The following is a 21721-nucleotide window of genomic DNA, read 5'->3' as shown; positions in this document are numbered from 1 at the left end:
TCCCGCCCCTGTGCAAGAGAAGGCCCACGATGGGCAGGCCTCAGGCCACGGCCCCAGGCAGGCTTGTCGCCATCGCTGCCAGCCGGGTCAGGATCTGCGCGAAGGTGGGTCGCCGGGAAGGCACCTCAAAGCCGCACTCCCCGGCCAGTCGATGAAGGGGGTCGAGGTCGGCGTCCCCCCCATCACAGCGCGCCAGCAGCTCGGCCAGCAGGCAGCCAAAGGCCCGCACTTCCAGGCGCTCCAGCCGCCCGGCCAGCACCTCATCGGCGCGGTCGTAACAGGAGGCGGCACCAAAGTCACCGAGCAGCACCCGGCCCGGCGCCTCCTGCGACGAGTGAGGCATCGCGGGCTGCAAGGAGTACAGCAGGTTGTGTGCGTAGAGATCGCCGTGGAGGATGCCCCGCTCGTGCAGGTGCCGGGCGGCCGCAGCCACCCCTTGCACCATGGCCATCACCTGGGCCGGGGTGAAGTTCAGATCCACCCCATAGACATCCCGGGTGCAGGAGTCCAGGCTCGGGGGGCCCGCCAGGGTGGAGAAGGCGGGGTCTATCAGGGGCATCACCAGTGCCGGGATGCCGGAGGGATGATCGCTCACTCTCCCCATCACACCGACCAGGTTTGGATGACGACCGGCGGCCAGGGACGCAGTCATCTCGCTCAGGGGCAAGCCATCGCTGGTGACGGCCCCCTTGAAGAGCTTGACCGCCACCGCCCCGGGCCCTTCGGCACTCGCCCACTCGGCGCGATAAATGACGCCGGATGCCCCCTCCCCGAGCACATCCCCCAGTGAGAGCCCCTGCCAGGGGATCTCGGTAGTGAACTCCGATGTGCCGTTCAGACACGCCTGCTCATCACAGAAAGGGTTGCCCGCAAAGGCCAGCCAGGACAGACGCGGCATCGAGGGCAGCCAACTCGGCAGCGCTGGCAGGCGATTGGCGGCGATGCGCAAAAGCTCCAAACGGTGGCAACCGGCAAGCGTCTCGGGAAGCTCATGTAGCCGGTTGCCAGAGAGCATCAGCTTTTGCAGATCAATGCAGCGCCCCAATTCTCCGGGCAGTGTCTCTATCTCGTTGTCGGTCAGGATCAGCCAGCGCAATCTGGCGGGCAGGGAGGCGGCCGGGACGGTCGCGATGCGGTTGGCCTTGAAGCCCACCATGGTGAGCGCAGGGCAGCGCCCCAGCACCTCGGGCAGTTCGGTGAAGTTGTTCTCGGAGCAGAAGAGGATGCGCAGCTTCTTGCATTCGGCCAGCTCGTCAGGCAACTCGCTCAGCTGGTTGCCGGTGAGATCCAGCACCTCCAGGGTCTCCTTGAGGCTCAGGATCTCGGGAGGGAACACCGCGAGGTTTTCAGCAAGTTTGAGGTGGCGGGCGCCACAGAGTTCGCCTGCGCGAAGCTGTTCCAGGGTATGCATGGGATCGTCTCTATCAACATTCGGGCTTGCGGTGGCTCACTGCGGGGCACTCCCCCCAGACCACACAGGAGGGGCATTATAAGGAATGACGGCCAAAGATGGCCGATTTTCTTGCAAAGCCTTCTCTTGCAAAGGCCCCCCATCGCCACACTCCCGCTCCCCGTTGCCATGAACCATCCCGGTCGCGCGCTTGGGTGGTTGATCATTTGATTGGCGCCATATAGTATGGCGCCATATAAAGTCATTCGAGACTCACCATCATGATCACGCTGGAACAGAAACACCTCGCCCTGCTCGAGGATGCAGAGCGCCGCGGACACGCGGACACCCAAAACATGCGCGTCTGCTTTGAGGTGTTGACCCTCGCCGCTGCCATCGATCAGGCGTGCGCGGCGCGCCTGGCCCCTCACCGCCTCTCCGAAGGCAAGTTCGTGCTGCTGTTTTTGCTGCGCGACCTGCCACAAGGGCTGGCCCCCCACGAGCTTGCCGACAAGGCGGGGGTCACACGGGCCACCATCACCGGCCTGCTCGACGGGCTGCAACGGGACGGCCTGTTGGCTCGCCACAGCGACAGCCAGGACAGGCGAAAGATCTCGGTGCGCCTGACAGAGCAGGGCCAGGCCCTGGCGCAGCACCTGCTCGATGAGCACAGCCAGTGGATAGGCTCCCTGTTTGCCGGGTTCGATCAGGCAGAGCGAGAGACCCTGAGTACCCTGCTCAAGCGGGCCTGGCTCAATGTCCTCTCATCCCGGGCAGGCTGCACTGAGGCCACCACAGAGGAGCACCCATGACACGCAGCCGCATCACGGATATCGCCCCCTCACGCCTCGCCCAGCTCAACCGGGGAGAGGCTGAGGCAAGCAACCTGACCGAATGCCTGGCGGTGAATTTTGCCGCCCTGATGCAGTGCACCCTGCCTTCGCTCGGGCCCCAGGCGCTGGCGTCGATGCACGCTGCATCCGGGGAGGGCATTACCCGGCGCATGGCCCTGGCCGCCAGGCTGCTCCTGACCGAGAACGGCACGAGGGATCTTGCGGCGCTCAGCCGTCATCCCTCCGATACCGTGCGGGGCTGGGCCTGTTTCATGGTGGGCGCGAGCGAGGGGCTGTCGCTCAGCGACCGCCTGGCCCTCATTCGCCCCCTCGCCGATGACCCGCACTTTGGGGTGCGCGAGTGGGCCTGGCTCGCAATGCGAACGACCATTGCTGCGCAGCTCGAGGCGGCCATTGCCGCCCTGGTGCCCTGGACGGTGGAGCCGTCCGAGCGACTGCGACGCTTTGCCAGCGAAGCGACCCGGCCCCGCGGCGTCTGGTGTACCCATCTTGCGTCCCTGCGACAAGCGCCGGAGCAGGCCCTGATGCTGCTCGAGCCCCTCAAGGCCGATCCCGCCCCCTATGTGCAGGACTCCGTTGCCAACTGGCTGAACGATGCGAGCAAAGACAGGCCACAGTGGGTCACTGACCTCTGCGCGCGCTGGTCTCGCGAAAGCCCCAGTCCCGCGACAACCCGGATTTGTCAACGCGCCTTGCGCACCTTGCGCAAGGGCCAACTCCCGAAGGAACCCCTATGACCCACTATCTGGCAGAGCTCTACACCCCCACTCCCGCCTGGCTGGCATTGAGCCAGACGGCTCGTCAGCAGTTCTTCGAGGCCATTGGCACAGGCATGGCCAACCTCGCCGCCCTCGGGGTGGAGCCCATCGCCTTGGGCGAGACCGATGCTGCCACCCTCCATGGTGCGCCCCACCCCTTCTTCGCCATCTGGCGCGGGCCGGATGCCGCAGCCATCGAGGCCCTCGTCCAGGGAATAGCCGCATCGGGCTGGCACGACTATTTCGAGACGGTCAACGCCACCGGCGCCGGGGTCCCCCTGGGCGAGCACCTTGCACAGTTGGCCGCCCTGCCCTGCGCAGCTACATCCAGCCCCGCCCTGGCCTGATAACCCCTAAAAGAGCGTTATCCCACCAGGCTTTGCATCAGTGCCGCCGACACCGGTGGCACTGTTTTCCATGCCCTGCCCTTGCAAACCCAGGTCACCACCACCTGGGAAAGCGGCGCCACCACCCCGCTCCCTTCCCACTCACTTCATAAAACGCTGATATCTCCTGATGCCGTGATGGCCCATCGCCGATGGGAAAAGTGAGCAAGATCCGGGTCGTCGTGACGAAGGTTCGCCGCCATAGTGCTTTCAAACCAACAGTGCTTTCAAACCAACAGTGCTTTCGACCCCCAAAGCTTTGAACCAAAGGAGGGTTGAACCAGGAGGGGGTTGAACCCATCCACTTGTCTGCCAACCCTGCATGAGCGTCGCCACCTGGCGCCATGCACATCTCTCGAGGGAACTGCTATGTCATTACTGTCCAACAAAGTCGCCATCATCACGGGAGCCAGCTCCGGTATCGGTCGCGCCAGCGCCATCCTGTTTGCAAGGGAGGGGGCCAGCGTCGTCGTCGGCGCCCGCCGCCAGCCCGAGCTGGATACGTTGGTGGAGGAGATCAGGGAATTCGGGGGCCAGGCGGTGAGCCTGGCGGGAGATGTGAAAAGTGAAACCTATGCCCGCGCCCTGGTGGATCTCGCGCTGACCCGTTTCGGCGGACTCGATATCGCCTTCAACAACGCCGGCACCACGGGGACACCGGGCAGCGTGCCGGGGCTTGAACTGGCGCAGTGGCAGGAGACCCTGGATACCAACCTCACCAGCGCCTTTGTGGGGGCCAAGTACCAGATCCCCGCCATGCAGGCACGCGGGGGCGGTTCCCTTATTTTTACCTCCACCTTCGTCGGCCATACCCTGGGGCTGCCCGGCATGGCGGCCTATGCCGCGAGCAAGGCGGGTCTGATCGGTCTGACCCAGGTGTTGGCCGCCGAATATGGGGCACAAGGGGTGCGGGTCAACGCCCTGCTGCCGGGGGGCACCGACACCCCCATGGGGCGGGCCTTTACCGATACACCGGAGAGTCTCGCCTTTGTGCAGCATATGCATGCCCTCAAACGGCTGGCCCAACCGGAGGAGATCGCCCGCTCGGCCCTCTATCTGGCGTCCGATGCATCCAGCTTTACCACCGGCATTGCCCTGCTGGCCGATGGTGGGGTATCTATTTGTCGCACATGACCTTGTCGCACCCAAGATACTGCGGCTGCCAACTTATCGTGAGAGCGCCTTATGTCTGATTACGCCCGCATCGCCGATGCCATCCGTTTTATCGCAAGCCAGGTGGCGCGCCAGCCCACCCTGGACGAGATAGCGGCGCACGTTCACTTAAGCCCCTTTCACTTCCAGCGGCTGTTCAGCCGCTGGGCCGGGGTGACGCCCAAACGCTACTTGCAGGTGCTGACCCTGGAGCGGGCCAAGGCGCTGCTGCAGGAGTCGCGCCCGCTGCTGGAGGTGGCCGATACCCTGGGCCTGAGCAGCGGATCGCGGCTCTACGATCACTTCGTGCAGCTCGAAGCGGTGACGCCGGGCGAATACAAACAGCGCGGGGCCGGGCTGGTGATCGATCACGGGGTGCACGACACCCCCTTCGGCCAGGCATTCGTCGCCCTGACCCCGCGGGGGGTATGCAACTTCTCGTTTCTCGATGACCAGGCCCCAGAGGCGCCCCTGGCCGCCCTCGCCCAGCGCTGGCCTGCGGCAGAGCTGCGAGAAGCGCCATCGCGCACCCAGGGGGTCATCCACACCATGTTCGATAGCAGCAAGAAGGCGGATCGCCCCCTCTCCTTGCACGTGAGCGGCACCAACTTTCAGATCAGCGTCTGGCGGGCGCTGCTGCAGATCCCGCCCGCCAGGGTGGTGAGCTACGCCCAGGTGGCGAGCGCCGTCGGCAACCCCAAGGCCGCCCGCGCCGTGGGGCTGGCGGTGGGCGCCAACCCCGTCGCCTTGATGATCCCCTGCCACAGAGTCATCCAGCAAAACGGCAAGCTCGGCGGCTATCACTGGGGCGAGACCCGCAAACAGGCGATACACGCCTGGGAAGCGGCAAGGTATGAGTGAACTCGGCCTTTTCTGCCCGGCCTGATGAGGAGAACAGGAATCTTGGTAGTGAGTCAGCAGACAATCCGACTGCGCCAGATAAGCGTGTGGCGATATAAAACGGGGACATAAGAAGAATCGGGGTGCAGATCACCCCCTTTTATTGCTTTGGCAAGGCATGGCGCTCAGCTATGTCACTCCCATCGAATTGACAAAGAGACACGTAGGGTGCAATTTCATTGCACCCTACGGTACTGTAACGAGTAATCAATCATGACATAGAACATTCAGCAGCCAGTTCATCAAGCACTGCGAATACTCCATCAAGATCATCACGATAGAACGCTGTATAATTTGATGTAAATACACATCTCTCGCTAGTATTTAGCTTAAGTCCTCGGATCAGCTCGCGATTTTTAACCCAATAACTCCCCATCGCTATTGGATCCAAACCACCTGAAATTGTTTCTCTGGTGGCAATATAGCCATCGTCATTCCTACCCAAGAAAAATGTACTGCTTAGGTTTGACAAACAGTAATCAAGGAATAGAAATATATTTCTTTCATCGTTATCAGGATTGAAGCATATATCAAATACGTAGTTGTTTACTAACCGAGCGATTCCACCATTATCCCCACTCCCGCTCTCATCGTAATACCCACAACCTACGCCTGAACCATCAGGAGGATTTGAGTTACTAAGTTGATATATAACGAATATTTTTACGATATTACGTGTAACAGCAACTCTTCGAGCGAGTGAATTCTCTTCTGCTAATGTCGGGTCTTGTAATGCCTCTTCTATAAATTTAATATAAGCCGAACCAAGATAAACATCCACTGGCACATCATTGACTTCTGAAAAAAAGTTTTTCTGTTGATCGATATAAGTCTGCTTGAAGAGAAAGAAGACCTCCTGTGAGAATTTTCTCATTTCCATCAAAGCAAGATCTCTTACAAGCCCTGATGTAGGTGCATTATTATCTTGATGAACAATAAGTGCTCTTTGCAAATTATATAATTGACCACCACGATCAGATGAGCACTCTAGCCTAAATATCATGAGGTCATACCAACCAAGAGCACCACGTTCAGAACTTATAAGCTTCCGCAGTATGCCATTACCTTGATAGATATTTTCTCCAAATAATCGCCACGCAATTTCTATGACATTTTCGGAACTATTTGATAGCCGCCGTCCAGACCCACTGCCCCAACCGACGCTATTCAGCAATCGCAATAAAGAGTAAATTGAACGCTGACGCAACCCCTGATCATTATTATTGAACATTGAGTAATGTGGTATGTACGCAATAAGCGTATTTATCGCATCCGCTGCCTGCGTATTTGTGAGTTCATGAGATTGGTTGACTAAAACACGCCAAAATTGATCATGAGAATATTCTCCATTGGTCAACTCAAAATCCGGTAGTGTTAGTATTGACGTAATCAACGAACCATTTTTAACCCGTGCAACTGCTTTTTGGTAAAGAATAAATGTCTGTTGTGGTTCGGGTGTTGAAAACCGAACAATGAGTTTTAGATATGCCTCTAAATTTCTAAAGCCACTACTATTAAAACATGCTCTAGTTCGGCGTTCAGCTTCATCGATATCACTGCTAAAACCAATGTCCACATTACTCACATCAAATAGCTGAGATAATAAAAATCGAGCAGGTCTTGGCAAGTTATCTTTCAATTCTGAAAAAACATTTGAATTTATAAAACCTTTATTTTGGGGATCTTTCTGAACTGAAAATGAGCCACTTCTACCTTCAGTCTCTTCTACATAAATACGTCTAAACAAACCAGGGTAATTAAGATACAACAATATAAGATTGATAAGATCTCTGTTATTGAAATCTGTTCTCCCCAAGTCTGTTTTCTCAATTTGCATTAAGATCATTGCATTAATGAATCGTTTTAACTTTCGTAAATTGCCAACCAAAGGCATATAGTCAGAAGCTAAAACACCATCAAAAATATCTGCAAGCTCATTAAGAATGGTACCGAGCTTGAACATGGTATCAGAAGGAACGAGGCTAAGCTGTTCATTACTATCTTGCCAATTTCGCCGCAAAAAATTACTGAGACTAGAGCTATCTACGAACAGGCTTAACTTTACCGTTACAAACTTTTCTAAAAACTCGCGCGCTCTTTCACCTTCTTCATTATTACCAGTAAGCACTTCGGTGTCATAGCAAAGAACATATGTTGCCTGAGACAGCTTGAAAGTCCTCCTCGTTGCAAACAAAACACTGTTTATTGTTTTCGCGTCCAGACGGTCTAGATCATCAATTACTATAATTACACGTCGATCGATACGGCGCAAAACATCATCAATATCATCGAGAAGTTCATCGATCGTTTCCTGAGAGGGCTCTAGCGAAAGCTTGAACCCGAAGAATGAAATATCTGTTTTTCCTTTGATAAGGCGGGAATATCTCGAAGCTGCCGGTCTAAATTCTGGCGCAAATACCTTGTCTTGAATCACAGCTGATAGATCACGAATTAGGCGGTCAGCAAGATCAGGTTCAGAGGCATAGCGTAACGGCTCGAATCGACAAACAAGAACCTTGTCATCAGCATCTTCCCAATAACGCTCAACTAGATTAATAAAACTCGTTTTTCCTACGCCCCATGGACCATCAACCCCAAAGATCAATCCCGGATTGGAACCACTTGAAAGAACAGTCTCTGCAAACGATTTAGCCTGAAGTTCGTTTGTCAGAATATCGTCACTTCTATCGTCAATTTCTTCATCTGCTATGAAATAGAGCTGGGAAGTCATTTTTTCAGCGCGTGTTCTACTTTGCAAAATTGGTGATAGAAACATAGCGCAGAAAAAAATGAGAATAGCAGGAGCCCAATGTGGATCAGCGGATTGTAACGCTGCATGAAACTTTGCAAACCAAGGTGAGGCTAATTTGCTTGACCAAGCGCCAATAACTACACCTGCAAATAAATCAATACGATAACTACGAACTATACGCATAGCTGCCAAGTGAGCATTTCGCTTGACAGCGTAAAGCAGACAAATACACAAACCAGTTATTATTCCAATTACCTTTAGGCATAGAGAAATATCAACAATTTGCTGTGCGAAGCTAGTTCCCAAGAGAAAAAAGATACGTGCGACTTCAGCTCCAACAAAGCCAATAAAGAGCATCCTCGCGAAAACTAATAACTCGGGCATCTTCATCGCTGAAGGTTTACTCGCCATCGACTTCTCCTTTCGATGTTACTTGCAGTGTTAGGAAATCTACTTTACCACGCAAACGATATGAAAATGAAAAGACACTACTCGGGTGTCTTTCTTATTGTTGGGTGTTGGAGCCAACTGGTTGGAGGCTATGACCCCTCCCCGCTTTGCCCCGTAGCCAAATCAGATCGGGGTGATGGCGGTGATATGGGCCGAACCATCCAGGGATTGGAAGATCTGCACCACGGCTTCCCCGTGGATCGGGTTGGGCAGCGGCACCATGGTTTTGCATTTGAAACGGTAACTGGTACGCCTGCTATCACTTGGGGGGATTTTGAAGGAGTGCTCCCTTCCCATCTTTTGATGCTGGACACAGTGGCACTTAACTTTCTGGGCATAACACTCGTGGATGGCCTTCAGAGGCTATGCAGCAAAGCCTTTCCTCTGCCCGGAGAAACCACAACCTGCCGCCGTGTGTGGATGCGATAGATGAGGTTCTGCCGATCGACTCGGGCACTCACCACGACAACATTGGCAACAGAGCCCTCACCCCTTCGCCAGGAGCAAAATTTTCTCGCAAACGATTGGAAAAAGAAAAGGCGCCTCAAGGGCGCCTTTTTGACAGTTTTGCGTGATCGCAGGGAGAGGCGTTAACCGCTTATTCCCATTCGATAGTTGCGGGCGGCTTGCCGGAGACGTCGTACACCACGCGGGAGATGCCGTTGATCTCGTTGATGATGCGATTCGACACGTGGCCGAGAAAGTCGTACGGCAGGTGAGCCCAGTGGGCGGTCATGAAGTCGATGGTCTCGACGGCGCGCAGCGCAATGACCCAGTCGTACTTGCGGCCATCGCCCATAACGCCGACGGAGCGCACCGGCAGGAAGACGGCGAACGCCTGGCTGACCTGGTTGTAGAGGTCGGCCTTGCGCAGCTCTTCGATGAAGATGGCGTCAGCCTTGCGCAGCAGGTCGCAGTACTCTTTCTTCACTTCGCCAAGCACGCGCACGCCCAGGCCCGGACCCGGGAAGGGGTGACGGTAGAGCATGTCGTAGGGCAGGCCGAGTTCGAGGCCGACACGGCGCACTTCGTCCTTGAACAGCTCGCGCAGCGGCTCCACCAGACCCATCTTCATCTCTTCCGGCAGGCCGCCGACGTTGTGGTGGGACTTGATGACGTGGGCCTTGCCGGTCTTGCTGGCAGCGGATTCGATGACGTCCGGGTAGATGGTGCCCTGGGCCAGCCACTTGGCGTTCTTGAGCTTCTTGGACTCGTCGTCGAACACTTCGACGAAGACGCGGCCGATGGTCTTGCGCTTGGCTTCCGGCTCGTCAATGCCCGCGAGGGCGGAGAGGAAGCGCTCTTCGGCGTCAACCTTGATGATGTTCAGGCCGAAGTGATCGCCGAACATGTCCATCACCTGCTGGCCTTCGTTCAGGCGCAGCAGGCCGTTGTCGACGAAGACACAGGTCAGGCGATCGCCGATGGCGCGGTGCACCAGCATGGCGACCACGGAGGAGTCCACGCCGCCGGAGAGGCCCAGGATCACCTCGTCGTCACCCACCTGCTCGCGGATGCGGGCAACGGCGTCGTCGATGATGGTGGCCGGGGTCCAGAGGCATTCGCAGCCGCAGATGTCCTTGACGAAGTGCTCCAGCATGCGGGCACCCTGACGGGTGTGGGTCACTTCCGGGTGGAACTGCACGCCGTAGAAGCGCTTGGCTTCGTCGGCCATGGCGGCGTGGGGGCAGGTCGCGGTCTGGGCGATGGTGGTGAAACCGGCGGGGATCTCGGTGACCTTGTCGCCGTGGCTCATCCAGACATCCAGCAGGGCATTGCCGTTGTCGGCAATCGCGTCTTCGATGTTGCGCAAGAGGGCGCTGGTCTTGCCAGACTGGCCCAGCACTTCGACCTGGGCATAGCCGAATTCACGCAGGTTGGAGGACTGCACCTTGCCGCCGAGCTGCTCGGACATGGTCTGCATGCCGTAGCAGATACCGAACACCGGCACACCGGCGTTGAACACGTACTCGGGGGCGCGCGGGCTGCCCGCCTCGGTCACGGATTCCGGGCCGCCGGAGAGGATGATGCCGCTCGGGTTGAACTCGCGGATCTGCTCTTCGGTTACATCCCAGGCCCACAGCTCGCAGTAGACGCCGATTTCACGGACGCGACGGGCGATGAGCTGGGTGTACTGGGAACCGAAATCCAGGATAAGGATACGGTGGGCGTGAATGTCTTTAGTCATTTTATTCCTGCATCAGGCTGATGTTGTCACAAAAAGCACGGGATAAAAAAAGGGTGGAAAAACGGGGCGCAGAGCCCCGTTTCATCAGCCCATCCGGTAGTTGGGGGCTTCTTTGGTAATGGTCACGTCGTGAACATGGGACTCTTTCATCCCGGCGCCCGAGATGCGCACGAACTCGGCCTTGGTGCGCATGTCGTCGATGGTCGCGCTGCCGGTCAGACCCATGGAGGAGCGCAGGCCGCCCATCTGCTGGTGGATGATCTCTTTGAGGCGGCCCTTGTACGGCACGCGCCCTTCGATCCCTTCCGGCACCAGCTTGTCGGCGGCGTTGTCGGTCTGGAAGTAACGGTCGCTGGAGCCCTTGGACATGGCACCCAGAGAGCCCATGCCGCGGTAGGACTTGAAGGAGCGGCCCTGGTAGAGCTCGATCTCGCCCGGCGCTTCTTCGGTACCGGCAAACATGGAGCCCACCATGACGCAGCTTGCGCCCGCGGCGATGGCCTTGGCCACGTCGCCGGAGAAGCGGATGCCGCCATCGGCAATCACCGGCACGCCGGTGCCTTCCAGAGCGTCAACGGCGTCGGAGATGGCGGTGATCTGGGGCACGCCCACGCCGGTCACGATACGGGTAGTACAGATGGAGCCCGGGCCGATACCGACCTTGACGGCGTTGACACCCGCTTCCACCAGCGCCTTGGCGCCCGCGGCAGTGGCGACGTTGCCGCCGATGATTTGCAGGTCAGGATAGGCTTCACGGGTCGCCTTGATGCGATCCAGCACGCCCTGGGAGTGGCCGTGGGAGGAGTCAATCAGCAGCACGTCCACACCGGCTTCCACCAGGGCGGCGACGCGCTCTTCGTTGCCGGCACCGGCACCGACGGCGGCACCGACCCGCAGACGGCCACGCTCGTCTTTGCAGGCGTTGGGCTTGCGCTCGGCTTTCTGGAAGTCCTTCACGGTGATCATGCCCTTGAGCTTGAAGTCGCCGTTGACCACCAGCACCTTCTCGATGCGATGCTTTTGCATCAGAGCCACCACCTCTTCACGAGGGGCCCCTTCACGCACGGTCACCAGACGATCTTTCTGGGTCATGATCTGTTCGACAGTCTGGGAGAGATCGATGACGAAGCGCACGTCACGGCCGGTGATGATGCCCACCAGCTGGTTGCCGTCAGTCACCACGGGGTAACCGGCGAAACCGTTCTTGTGGCTCAGCTCCTTGATCTGGGCGATGGTCATGTCAGGGCGCACGGTAACGGGGTCGCTGACCACGCCGCTCTCGTACTTCTTGACCTTGCGCACTTCGGCAGCCTGCTGCTCGATGGACATGTTCTTGTGAATGAAGCCGATACCGCCTTCCTGAGCCAGTGCGATAGCCAGACGGGCTTCGGTCACTGTGTCCATGGCAGCGGAGATCATCGGGATATTCAGCGTGATCGCAGACGTGAGCTTGGTACGCAGGTCGGCGGTATTGGGGAGAACAGTGGAGTGGGCTGGAACCAACAGTACATCGTCGAAGGTCAGCGCTTCTTTGGCAATCCTGAGCATGGCAATATCTCACCGTTGAGGAGTGGGGGTGTAAAATATTGCCGACAAATTTTACTCATGCATTGGGCAGTGGTAAAGAAGTTTTTTGAATTTTTTATGGCGTAGCCCGATTTAACGCCACCAACAGGGCAAAAAACCAATAAATTCAGCCGTAACCATGCCGTTTTTCCCGACAAGATGATCTTTTTTGCCGTTGAGCCCCTTTCTGCCGCCAGTCTCCCGGAACGGCCTTTTTTCCACTCACAGCCGTCAGCCAGACCGGGGGTCAGTTCCCCTGATAGCGGCCCGGCTTGTGCCAGTTCATCAGCATGGCGTTCATGGCCAGCGCACTCAGGGTTGACCAGAGCAGCAGGGGAAGCGGCAGGGTGAGCAGAGAGAGCGCAAACACCAGCACATCCAGCACCATCTGGCTCTTTCCCGCATTGATGCCGGTGCGCCGTTGCAACCAGAGCGTCACCACGCCGGTGCCCCCCACGGAGGCATTGTGGCGCGCCAGAGACAAGACCCCCATGCCGAGGAAGGTTCCCCCCACCAGGGCGGCAAACAGGGGGTGGACATAGCTCACCGTCAGCAGCAGCGGCACCGCCTGGGTGGCCGCCGAGAGGGCGACGTTGACGATCAGCGTCTTGAGGGTGAAGGCGCGCCCCATGGTGACGTAGCAGAACACCATGAAGGGCAGGTTCACCAGGAAGAAGAGCACGCCGATGGGCAGGGTGCTCACATGGGCGATCAGCAGGGCGATGCCCGCGATGCCGCCGGTGATCATGCCGGAACACTTGAGCAGATTGAGCCCCACGGCGATAAACATCACCCCGAGCACCATGCCGTAGACATCGTCCTTGAGGGTATGGGCCAGCCCCCTGCCCGCGGCCGCTGGCTGCATGGTCATTTCACCTTCCATATGACTCCTTAGATCCGATTTGATGGTGGCATCCGTTGCCCGACAACCAGGCCGCGTTGAGGCTGATGGCAGCGACCCGTTCACCTTGCCGTCCCCACCCCCGCCCTTGCGGCCCCCTGCCCCTGACATCGCCATCATGGGCATGACAAGTCACAGCAAAAAGAGCGCCAATCAAAACAAGAGTCCGAGATAACATCAAAAATCGAATTTAAATTCCGCATATCTATCAAGAAACAGATAGATCATGCCAGTCCTGGGATCGACTTCCGAGTCGGATCAGCATGTTTACCCAATCAACTGAAAAACATGTCGCTGTCATCCCTGATTAACCAGGTTTTTCGGTGGATCATGCCGATGGCATGCCACTTTACAGCATGGATGATGCCTGTCATAGGATAAGCCCGAGGGCTATACGGCGTGTTTCTTCGGGGCGGGCTCCAGGGGCGGATGTGGATGGAGCGCACCAATAAAGTGCAATTGCACCAATATAGATCAACCGAGTGGCACAGTTTGCCTTGCACCGCGGCGCAGAGGCGACATGGGCACCGCTTTGCTCACTGCCATGAGCACTGCAATATGCAGAGCATGGAGTGACTCGGGCGGCGGATGCACCACTCCCCTTCCCTCTAGCCCCCTGCCCATGAGCATGCTGGTCGCAAGTCCACAGGTCTGCCCATCCACCAGCCCCCGCAGCCAGAGCCAGAGCCAGAGCCCCATCAGGATGGGGCATCCATTCAGGCATAGGCAGAAGGCAGAAGGCAGAATAAAAAAGTCGGCCCGAAGGCCGACTCGCTGCACCCTGTGACAGGGCTTCCTTACTTGAGGTATTTGCCGTCAGCGCCCACCTTGCCCGGGCCGTTCAGTACCCAGACCCGCGCCGAATAGGCGGGCACTGCAAAGCTCAGGCTGCCGTTGCTGACGCTCTGGCTCGCACCGGTTACCGCGTCCGTGTAGGTGCCGTTCTTCAGGCCACTCAGGTTTATCTGCTGGGCCGAGTTGGCCGCAAGGCCCACGGCGGCGTAGCTCCCTTGGGCGCTCAGATCACGCACGAAGCTGATGCCGCTGCCCCACTCGTTCACCTGGCTCATGGGCGCTTTTTGCAGGGCGGGCACCGCCTTGCGGATCTGGTTCAGGCGCTTGATGTGCTGATAGAGCGGGTGGCTCGGGGTGGCGGGGTTGTCCAGCACATCCCCGTAGTAGGCACGACCGGTCTGATCCACCGTCATGGTGGCCCCGTCGATATCCTGAGGCTTGCCCGCCTGGAACATCACCTCCTCCCCGTAGTAGAGGGTCGGGATCCCCCGCGCCGTCCAGAGCAGGTTGTAGGTCATGGCCGCATTCCCCTCTTCCCCTCCGTAGCGGTACTTGAAGTCGTTGTCCGGCCCCACGTCGTGGTTCTGGAAGAAGGTGATGAGCTTGGTGGCATCCCCATAGACCCAATCCATGGCGAAAATCCCCCCTACCCCGCCAAAGTTCCCCCGGGTGACGTTGTCACGGAAGGTGGAGAACAGCGAGAAGTCCAGCACCGAGAGGCCGGAATCGCCCCCTGCACGGGGATTGGCCGGGTTGGCCGTGGTGCGGGTGTACCACCAGGGGCGGATCACCGCCGAGGCATTGTCATTGGCCAGCTCAGAGCCCCAGCCGGTGCCCTTGACCAGGTTTTCGCCAAAGACGAACAGCCCCGGCTTGTGGGCCTGCCAGTCGTGGACATAGGTCAGCAGTTCGTCCCGCTCGATGTGCTTCAAGGTATCGATACGAATCGCATCCACCCCCATGTCGAGGTACTGACGAATGGCGCCGTTGAGGTACTCCTTGACGTTCTGGTTGCCGGTGGCGAGATCGATGCAGTCTCCCGCCATGTGCTTGCGCTGCAGGGCGAGCGGGCTCTCCCAGTCACCGCCGGACATGAAACCGTCCAGGTGATACCAGGCGGGATCCAGGGTCTGGGCGTCGATGCCGAAGAAGCGGTTGGGGTTGTAGCCTGCGCTCGGCACGGTGGCGCCTGTCTTGGGGTCTACCAGGGGCTGGGTGCCCGCCGGATCGGACTGGCAGCGGGCCTTGTACCAGTCGGGAGCCGCCGGGTTGTCGTCGTCACAGCGGTTGGCACTGGCGTAGTCCCCGAGATTGCCCTGATAGGGACCATTGTTGATGAGTCCCTGGCTCGACCCCGCCGGTACGTAGTATTTGACGGGCAGGCGATCGATCCAGGTCTTGCCGCGCAGGCCGTACTGGCTCGAGTGGTTGAGCACCACATCCTGGATCACCTTGAGCCCCTTGGCGTGGGCCGCCTGGATGAACTCCCGGTAACCCGCCCCCGGCGACTCCAGACGGGGATCGACCCGGTAGAAGTCGTAGGCATGGTAGCCGTGGTAGTCGAGGCCGGAGCGGTTCTCCACCGGCGGCGTCACCCAGATGGCGGTGAAGCCGAGATCCTTGATGTAGTCGAGCTTGGCGATCAAACCCTTGAAGTCGCCACGCCACTGGGGATCCCCCGCCTTGTAGCGATCCCGGTTGTAGTAGTTGTTGCTGGCATCGCCATCATAGAAGCGGGCAGTCAGCAGGAAGTAGATGCTCTCGGCGCGAAAATCGCCGCTCGCCACCCCCTGCTCGCCGATACGGTACTCGAAGCGCTGCTCGCGCTGATTGCCGCTGGCGTCGATGGCAAGGGTGCGGATCACCAGATCGGTGCCGCTCCCCTTGTCACTCGCCAGCAGGGGCTGGCCTGCATAGCGGGCCGATGCCGTGGTGGGCTGGCTGCCGTCCGTGGTGAAATGCACGGCGGGGGCGCTGTCCTGATCGTCGCTCACTCCAAGGGTGATGGACTGGCTGTCCACATAACTCCCCGGGGACGGGGTGGCCGTCACCGTGGGGGCCTGCAGATCGGCCCCGGCCAGCGTCTCCACCTCGATGGCCTTGCGCAGGCTGTCAAAGCAGATGCGATAACTGGTGTTGGCGCTGACCAGGTAATCCTGGGCCGGATACGCCTCGGTCCAGTCCCCCTTGTGGTCAATCTTGAAGCGGGGGTTGTTGCTGCCAAAGGCCTGCTCGGTGCAGAAGGTGGTGCCATCCTCGCTGGTCATGGGGGTGAGCCCCCAGTTGTTGGCCGTGCCCCGGAAGTACCAGCTGTCGCTGCTCTGTCCTGCCCCGACCACCACGCTCACGCTGCTGCTGCCCTTGGCGCCCTGATCGTCGGTGACCGTGAGGCCATAGGTGAAGGTGCCGGTCTGGGTGGTGTTGACGACGATGCTCTCCGTGGTCTCGCCGCTGCTCCACAGATAGCTCGCGATCTGGCCGTCAGGATCCGTGGAGTCGCTGCCGCTCAAGGTGAGCGACGCCCCCTGGGTCACGTTCACCGTCCCCCCCGGGGTGATGACCGCGAGCGGCGGCTGGTTGTCATCCCCAAGGGGGGTGATGCTGTAGGCCAGGGTCTGATCGTTGACCTGGATGCGCACCGTGCCCACGGTGCTCCAGAAGATGTCGCCGCCACTTTTCTCCAGCACGCCGTCGCCGTTGCTGTCGCCAAAGTTGACGGCCCAGTCCCCAGCCTGATCAAACTTGAGGCGCTGGCTCGCCTTGCCATCCAGGTAGGCTTCCACCTGCCACAGGTGATCCCCTACCAGGGTCATGGGGAGGCTGGCCCAGCCGTTGAAGGTGCCGCGCACGTTGAGCTGCGGCAAGGTGCTGGCAAACCCCGAGGCCTCGCAACTGGCCACCGCCGTCGCGCTCACCGCCTGGGTGCTCGCGTTGATGCGGATCTGGTACGCCGTGTTGGCATTGACCCCGTAGTCGGCCGCCGGGTAGCTCTGCTGCCAGTTGCCGTACCTGTCTATCTTGAAGCGCGGGCCGCCGCTGGCATCCCCGCTCACGAAGCGCTGACAGGTATCAAAATTGACGCCGTCCGTCGACGTCATGGCGGTCGCCGCCCATCCATTCGCGGTGCCCCGGAAGAACCACTCCGCCGCCGTGCTCGGCGCCGTGATCAGGGTTCCCAACAATCCGGCCGCGAGTATCCATCTAGCCATTGATAGTCCTTTATTTTCATTGTTTGTGTGTGATGCCGGTGTGTCCCGGCATTCCCCCATCCGCAACGTCCCGCCTTCAGATGAGCCCGACCAGTCTAGAGTCCCCCATGGCCAATTCATGGCCAACGCGTGCAAAATGTGACCACTGTCGACCTCGTCATGGGCTGTATGTGATTGATAGCGCTTTCATTTCCTGGCGCAGAAGTGAGGGGCACCCCCATCGGGGAGAGCAAGATGGCCGCCCTCCGCGATCACCTCGGGCACAGGGTCAGCCCCTGCCTCCTGCACGGCGCCGTTGCCATCGGGGACACTTGCCCCCATGATGCAATCCCCCTTGCCATTCTCGGGCAACAGGGCGGTTCATTCAGGGAGAGACGATGAGACCATCGGATTACGGGAGATTGCTCGCGCTGGCGGCCATCTGGGGCGCCAGCTTTTTGTTCATGCGCATCGCGGCGCCCGCCTTTGGCTCGGTCAACACCACCTTCCTGCGGGTCTTCTTCGCCCTCATCGGCCTCGCCGCCATGTTGCTTCTGCTGCGCACCCCCATGCGGTTCCAGGGCAAACTCAAGTCCGCCATGGTGCTCGGCATCATCAACTCCGGCGTCCCCTTCCTGATGTACGCCATCGCCGCCCTCTGGCTGCCCGCGGGGTATTCCGCCATCCTCAACGCCACCACCCCGCTGATGGGGGCCCTGATCGGCTTCTCCTTCTTCAGCGAGACGCTGACCTTGCGCAAGTGGGCCGGGGTCATGCTGGGGCTGGTGGGCATCGGGCTCATCACCACCACCGGGGAGGTCGACCTGAGCGGACAACTGGCCATCGGGGTGCTGGCCTGCCTCATCGCCACCGCCTGCTATGGCTGCGCCGGCTTTCTGACGAAACGCTGGGTCACCGAGCGGGGAGGCCTGGACGCCAAACTGGTGGCCTTTGGCAGCCAGATAGGGGCCGTCCTCTTCCTGCTTCCCTTCTTCGGCTACACCCTGGCGACCGGCCCCGCCGTCGACTGGGCCCAGCCTTGGGTCTGGGCCAGCGTGCTGGCGGTCGGCTTCCTCTGCACCGCCTTCGCCTATCTGCTCTATTTCAGGCTGATCGCCGATATCGGCCCCCTGCGAAGCCTCACTGTCACCTTCCTCATTCCGCCCTTCGGCATCCTCTGGGGCTATCTGGTGCTGGGGGAAACCCTCACCGGCGGCTTCGTGTTCGGCGGCGCCGTAGTCTGCCTCGCGGTCTGGCTGGTCACCAGCCCCGCCAAAGCCGTCAAGTCGGCCAAGGCACAAGCCTAGGCTCCGCGTCATCTGCCGGGCCCATGGCTCGGCAGATGGGCGCAACTGGGGTAAGATGACCCCCATCGTTTCTCCCGCCCCGGCGGACACCACAGCAGGGCCAGCCTTGAATCACCTCGAACCCGCCAGTCAGAGCAGACAACAGCAGATCTTCACCGTCACCCGCCTCAACAGCGCCGTGCGCATGATCCTGGAGCAGGATCTGGGGCTGGTGTGGCTGACCGGGGAGCTCTCGAACCTCGCGATGCCAAGTTCCGGCCACTGGTACTTCTCCTTGAAGGACATGTCGGCCCAGGTGCGCTGCGCCATGTTCAAGGGCAACAACCGCCGGGTGCCGTTCCGTCCCCAGGATGGCATGCAGGTGCTGGTGCAGGCGCGAGTCTCCCTCTATGAACCCCGGGGCGACTACCAGCTCATCATCGAGTCCATGCAGCCCGCCGGGGATGGCATGCTGGCCCTGCGCTTCGAGGAGCTCAAGCGCCGCCTCGGGGCCGAAGGGCTCTTTGACGAAGGGCGCAAGCGCCCCTTGCCCCGGGAACCCCGCGCCGTCGGGCTGGTCACCTCCGCCACCGGCGCCGCCCTGCACGACATGCTGACGGTGCTTGAACGCCGCGCCCCGGACTTGCCCGTTTTCATCTACCCGACCCAGGTGCAGGGGAGCGCCGCCACCGCCCAGATCGTCTCGGCCATCATGCTTGCCAACCGCCGCGCCGAGGTGGATGTGCTCATCGTCGGACGCGGCGGCGGCTCCCTTGAAGATCTCTGGTGCTTCAACGAAGAGGCGGTGGCACGGGCCATCGCAGGCTCTGCCATCCCCGTGGTGAGCGCCGTAGGACATGAGGTGGACGTCACCATCAGCGACTTTGCCGCCGACCTTCGTGCCCCCACCCCCTCTGCCGCCGCCGAGCTGGTGGCGCCGGACAGGCGCACCCGCGCCCAACGCCTCGTGCACCTGCGCCAGCGGCTCACCCAGGCCATGAGCCGTCACCAGGTCGCCGCCCGCCATGGCTTCGTCCTGCTGCAGAAGCGGCTCGATCATCAGGATCCCAAGCGACGGCTGGAGCAGCAGTCCCAGCGCCTCGACGAGCTCGACCGCCGCTTGCAGCAGCACCTGCGTGATCGCCTGCACCAGGGGGAGCGGCGCCTGGCGGGCCTCGCCATGCGCCTGCAAGCCAGAAGCCCCGAAAAGCTGCTGGCTATCGGCAAACGTCGTCACCAGCTTGCCGAGGAGCGCCTCCATGCTCTCATCGCAAAACGCCAGGATCTCGCCCGCCACCGCCTCGCCATGCTGGGAGCCCGCCTCGACGGGGTCAGCCCGCTGGCCACCCTGGGGCGCGGTTACGCCATCGTGCGCACCCCCTCCGGGGAGGTGATCCGCCGCGCATCCCAGGTCAATGCAGGCCAGACCCTGATCACCACCCTCGCAGAGGGAGCGCTGCGGGTACGGGTGGACGAGGTCGACAACCGCTGACAAAAAGCGGGGGCCTGCACCTGGCCCCCGCCTCCTTTCTGTGCTCCGATAGCCCGTTATACCCGAGCATGACCGGCCATCTTGCCCGGGTGGCCGGATGGTTTCTCGCCCCCTTTGCTCCCCCCCGGTGGATTGCACCTCAGATACTCGAACAACCCGGCCTGCAAATTCACGTTCCAGAAACGCCCCGCCAGGGTGAGGGCGAGACGCTCGGCCGAGAGCCGTGCCAGCCCGTGTCGCTGCCAGGCCTCAAAGAGCGGCATCAGGTGGGAGACCAGCCCCTGTGGCAATTGCGACAACGCCAGCCATCCGGTATCGAGCCCCCCTCGCAGCAGCCCGTCGAGACGGGCATCGGGATTGGGCCTCATCACCATGCCGGGAGCACGCACGCCCTTCGCCTGCGCCTCATGCCAGGGCGCCAGATCCCGGCCATACATGAGGCCGTGGCCGTGAATGTTGCCCCCCGCCCCTGCGCCGAAGGGCAGGATCTCGGCGCCCCACTTGGCCATCTGGTTGTAGCGGCTCTGCTCGGCATCGGTGCGCCGCCAGTGGCTGCAGGAGAGCCGATCCCAGCCCCCCGCCTCCAGCGTCCGTGCCCCGTCGGCATACATGACTGCCCGCTGCTGGCCATCGGCGGCCCAGTCCAGGGTGCCTTTCTCGTCGGCGCGCGCCAGGTTGGTGCCCGCCATGGAGATGAGTTGATAGAGATCCACCCCGTGCACCCCGCTCGCCATCACATCCGCGATATCCTGGCGCCACACGGCCTCATCCTGCCCCGGCAGACCGAAGATGAGATCCGCCACGATCACCGCCTCGTTGTGGCGGGTCAGCGCCGCCAGCCGGGACAGCAAGGTCTCCCTGTCATCGAAGCGGGCCGCCTGCTGGCGCACGCGGGTATCAAAACTCTGCACGCCGAATGAGAAGCGGTTGAAGCCACCCGCCAGGGCCGTCTGCCACTTCTCGTCATCAAAGCCGTTAAGCCGCCCTTCCAGGGTCAGCTCCGCATCCACTGTCAGGGGAAAACGGCGGATGGCGCTGGCCAGGCGGGCGAGATCGCCCGCCGCCATGTCGGTCGGCGTGCCGCCCCCCACATAGACCGCCGAGAAAGGCCGGCTCTGGACGAGCGGCGTCTCGGCTGCCTGGTGCAGCGACCCGCAGAGTGCCTCCATGTAGCGGCTCATGCGCGCCGGATTGGCGCCGTTTTCGAAGAAGTTGCAAAAACTGCAGCGCTTGCGGCAAAACGGGATATGGATATAGAGCGCTCGGGCCTTGGCCTCGCTCTCCTGCTGCCACCAGGCTTGCCAGCCGGCATCGTCCAGCATCAGGGGGGCGGCCCCTCCCCGGCTGGCATGGGCCGACGTCTTGGCGGTGAAGGCGAATTTGAGGGGATCCGGGGTACACAGCCCCGTCATAGTCGAAGAAAGCTGGAGAGTCGTCACTGGGGTTACCCTGCGTAAATAACGCAAATGATAACGAATATCAGTTGCAGATGTTTGTGCTGGATCAAGTCGGGAAGGATTGAGCCGTCACTCTGTCCCCATAAGGGCAACAGCGCGTCAGGCAAGGAAGGCGTGAAACAACAAGGGAAGAGAGCCACTCCCCCACTGGAGAGTGGTGGCACACACAGGATCAGGCGGTTGATTCAAGGCTCCCGACGGGAGCG

At 60.3% G+C, this 21721-nt stretch carries 14 protein-coding genes; 7 read left to right on the top strand and 7 right to left on the bottom strand.

The features are described 5' to 3' along the window. Window positions 1-40: 40 nt before the first annotated feature. Window positions 41-1411, bottom strand: coding sequence for a leucine-rich repeat-containing protein kinase family protein (locus tag OKC41_RS10425; protein ID WP_201894140.1), 1371 nt, complete (start codon window positions 1409-1411; stop codon window positions 41-43). Window positions 1412-1671: 260 nt separating this feature from the next. Between OKC41_RS10425 and OKC41_RS10420 the strand changes: the two genes are divergently transcribed. From OKC41_RS10420 to OKC41_RS10400, 5 genes are all read left to right on the top strand, one after another. Next, a complete protein-coding gene (locus OKC41_RS10420; protein WP_201894141.1) occupies window positions 1672-2202 on the top strand; it encodes a MarR family winged helix-turn-helix transcriptional regulator in 531 nt (176 codons plus the stop codon). Further along, on the top strand, window positions 2199-2981 hold the full coding sequence (locus OKC41_RS10415; RefSeq protein ID WP_201894142.1) for a HEAT repeat domain-containing protein: 783 nt from the start codon (window positions 2199-2201) through the stop codon (window positions 2979-2981). The genes OKC41_RS10420 and OKC41_RS10415 overlap by 4 nt, the downstream gene beginning before the upstream one ends. Next, window positions 2978-3349 (top strand): DUF6616 family protein, encoded by a 372-nt coding sequence (locus tag OKC41_RS10410; protein WP_201894143.1) that lies wholly within the window; start codon window positions 2978-2980, stop codon window positions 3347-3349. Before OKC41_RS10415 ends, OKC41_RS10410 begins: the two co-directional genes overlap by 4 nt. Window positions 3350-3757: 408 nt before the next feature. Continuing rightward, on the top strand, window positions 3758-4522 hold the full coding sequence (locus tag OKC41_RS10405) for an SDR family oxidoreductase (protein WP_201894144.1): 765 nt from the start codon (window positions 3758-3760) through the stop codon (window positions 4520-4522). A 51-nt stretch (window positions 4523-4573) separates the two neighbouring features. After that, window positions 4574-5401 carry a methylated-DNA--[protein]-cysteine S-methyltransferase gene (locus tag OKC41_RS10400; protein ID WP_270671982.1) on the top strand — a complete coding sequence of 276 codons (828 nt, stop codon included), beginning with the start codon at window positions 4574-4576 and terminating at the stop codon, window positions 5399-5401. 250 nt (window positions 5402-5651) lie between these two features. On the opposite strand, the gene OKC41_RS10395 is transcribed toward OKC41_RS10400, so the two are convergent. From OKC41_RS10395 to OKC41_RS10375, 5 genes are all read right to left on the bottom strand, one after another. Then, window positions 5652-8603, bottom strand: coding sequence for a KAP family NTPase (locus OKC41_RS10395; RefSeq protein ID WP_270671981.1), 2952 nt, complete (start codon window positions 8601-8603; stop codon window positions 5652-5654). Between the two features lie 637 nt (window positions 8604-9240). Then, entirely contained in the window at window positions 9241-10830 is a 1590-nt protein-coding gene (gene guaA, locus OKC41_RS10390) for a glutamine-hydrolyzing GMP synthase (RefSeq protein WP_010674550.1), read from the bottom strand. Window positions 10831-10914: 84 nt separating this feature from the next. Further along, window positions 10915-12378 (bottom strand): IMP dehydrogenase, encoded by a 1464-nt coding sequence (gene guaB / locus OKC41_RS10385; RefSeq protein ID WP_010674549.1) that lies wholly within the window; start codon window positions 12376-12378, stop codon window positions 10915-10917. Window positions 12379-12643: 265 nt separating this feature from the next. Beyond that, window positions 12644-13279 (bottom strand): YitT family protein, encoded by a 636-nt coding sequence (locus tag OKC41_RS10380; protein WP_010674548.1) that lies wholly within the window; start codon window positions 13277-13279, stop codon window positions 12644-12646. Window positions 13280-14094: 815 nt separating this feature from the next. After that, the gene (locus OKC41_RS10375; protein ID WP_234922225.1) at window positions 14095-17301 is read right to left on the bottom strand and encodes an alpha-amylase family glycosyl hydrolase; all 3207 of its coding nucleotides are present in this window, start codon (window positions 17299-17301) and stop codon (window positions 14095-14097) included. A gap of 377 nt (window positions 17302-17678) precedes the next feature. On the opposite strand from OKC41_RS10375, the gene OKC41_RS10370 reads away from it, so the two are divergent. Continuing rightward, window positions 17679-18587, top strand: a complete 909-nt coding sequence (locus OKC41_RS10370; protein ID WP_201894147.1) for a DMT family transporter — start codon at window positions 17679-17681, stop codon at window positions 18585-18587. A 106-nt stretch (window positions 18588-18693) separates the two neighbouring features. Beyond that, complete coding sequence (gene xseA, locus OKC41_RS10365; protein ID WP_270671977.1) at window positions 18694-20058, top strand: exodeoxyribonuclease VII large subunit; 1365 nt, start codon at window positions 18694-18696, stop codon at window positions 20056-20058. A gap of 56 nt (window positions 20059-20114) precedes the next feature. Here the strand turns inward: xseA and hutW are convergent, their stop codons facing one another. After that, window positions 20115-21470, bottom strand: coding sequence for a heme anaerobic degradation radical SAM methyltransferase ChuW/HutW (hutW, locus tag OKC41_RS10360; RefSeq protein WP_270672017.1), 1356 nt, complete (start codon window positions 21468-21470; stop codon window positions 20115-20117). Between the last annotated feature and the right edge of the window lie 251 nt (window positions 21471-21721).

It is taken from the genome of Aeromonas sp. QDB17, from assembly GCF_027705305.1.
GTDB lineage: Bacteria > Pseudomonadota > Gammaproteobacteria > Enterobacterales > Aeromonadaceae > Aeromonas > Aeromonas caviae.
The sequence above is the reverse complement of the archived record's forward strand: the minus strand, read 5'-3'. Positions and strand labels throughout refer to the sequence as shown.

Bases quoted from the DNA above. Each gene is read 5' to 3' on its own strand.
- OKC41_RS10410 (WP_201894143.1), top strand. From the start codon at position 2,978: ATGACCCACTATCTGGCAGAGCTCTACACCCCCACTCCCGCCTGGCTG.
- OKC41_RS10420 (WP_201894141.1), top strand. From the start codon at position 1,672: ATGATCACGCTGGAACAGAAACACCTCGCCCTGCTCGAGGATGCAGAG.
- guaA (WP_010674550.1), bottom strand. From the start codon at position 10,830: ATGACTAAAGACATTCACGCCCACCGTATCCTTATCCTGGATTTCGGT.
- OKC41_RS10380 (WP_010674548.1), bottom strand. From the start codon at position 13,279: ATGGAAGGTGAAATGACCATGCAGCCAGCGGCCGCGGGCAGGGGGCTG.
- hutW (WP_270672017.1), bottom strand. From the start codon at position 21,470: ATGACGGGGCTGTGTACCCCGGATCCCCTCAAATTCGCCTTCACCGCC.
- OKC41_RS10425 (WP_201894140.1), bottom strand. From the start codon at position 1,411: ATGCATACCCTGGAACAGCTTCGCGCAGGCGAACTCTGTGGCGCCCGC.
- OKC41_RS10405 (WP_201894144.1), top strand. From the start codon at position 3,758: ATGTCATTACTGTCCAACAAAGTCGCCATCATCACGGGAGCCAGCTCC.
- OKC41_RS10415 (WP_201894142.1), top strand. From the start codon at position 2,199: ATGACACGCAGCCGCATCACGGATATCGCCCCCTCACGCCTCGCCCAG.
- guaB (WP_010674549.1), bottom strand. From the start codon at position 12,378: ATGCTCAGGATTGCCAAAGAAGCGCTGACCTTCGACGATGTACTGTTG.
- OKC41_RS10375 (WP_234922225.1), bottom strand. From the start codon at position 17,301: ATGGCTAGATGGATACTCGCGGCCGGATTGTTGGGAACCCTGATCACG.
- OKC41_RS10370 (WP_201894147.1), top strand. From the start codon at position 17,679: ATGAGACCATCGGATTACGGGAGATTGCTCGCGCTGGCGGCCATCTGG.
- OKC41_RS10400 (WP_270671982.1), top strand. From the start codon at position 4,574: ATGTCTGATTACGCCCGCATCGCCGATGCCATCCGTTTTATCGCAAGC.
- OKC41_RS10395 (WP_270671981.1), bottom strand. From the start codon at position 8,603: ATGGCGAGTAAACCTTCAGCGATGAAGATGCCCGAGTTATTAGTTTTC.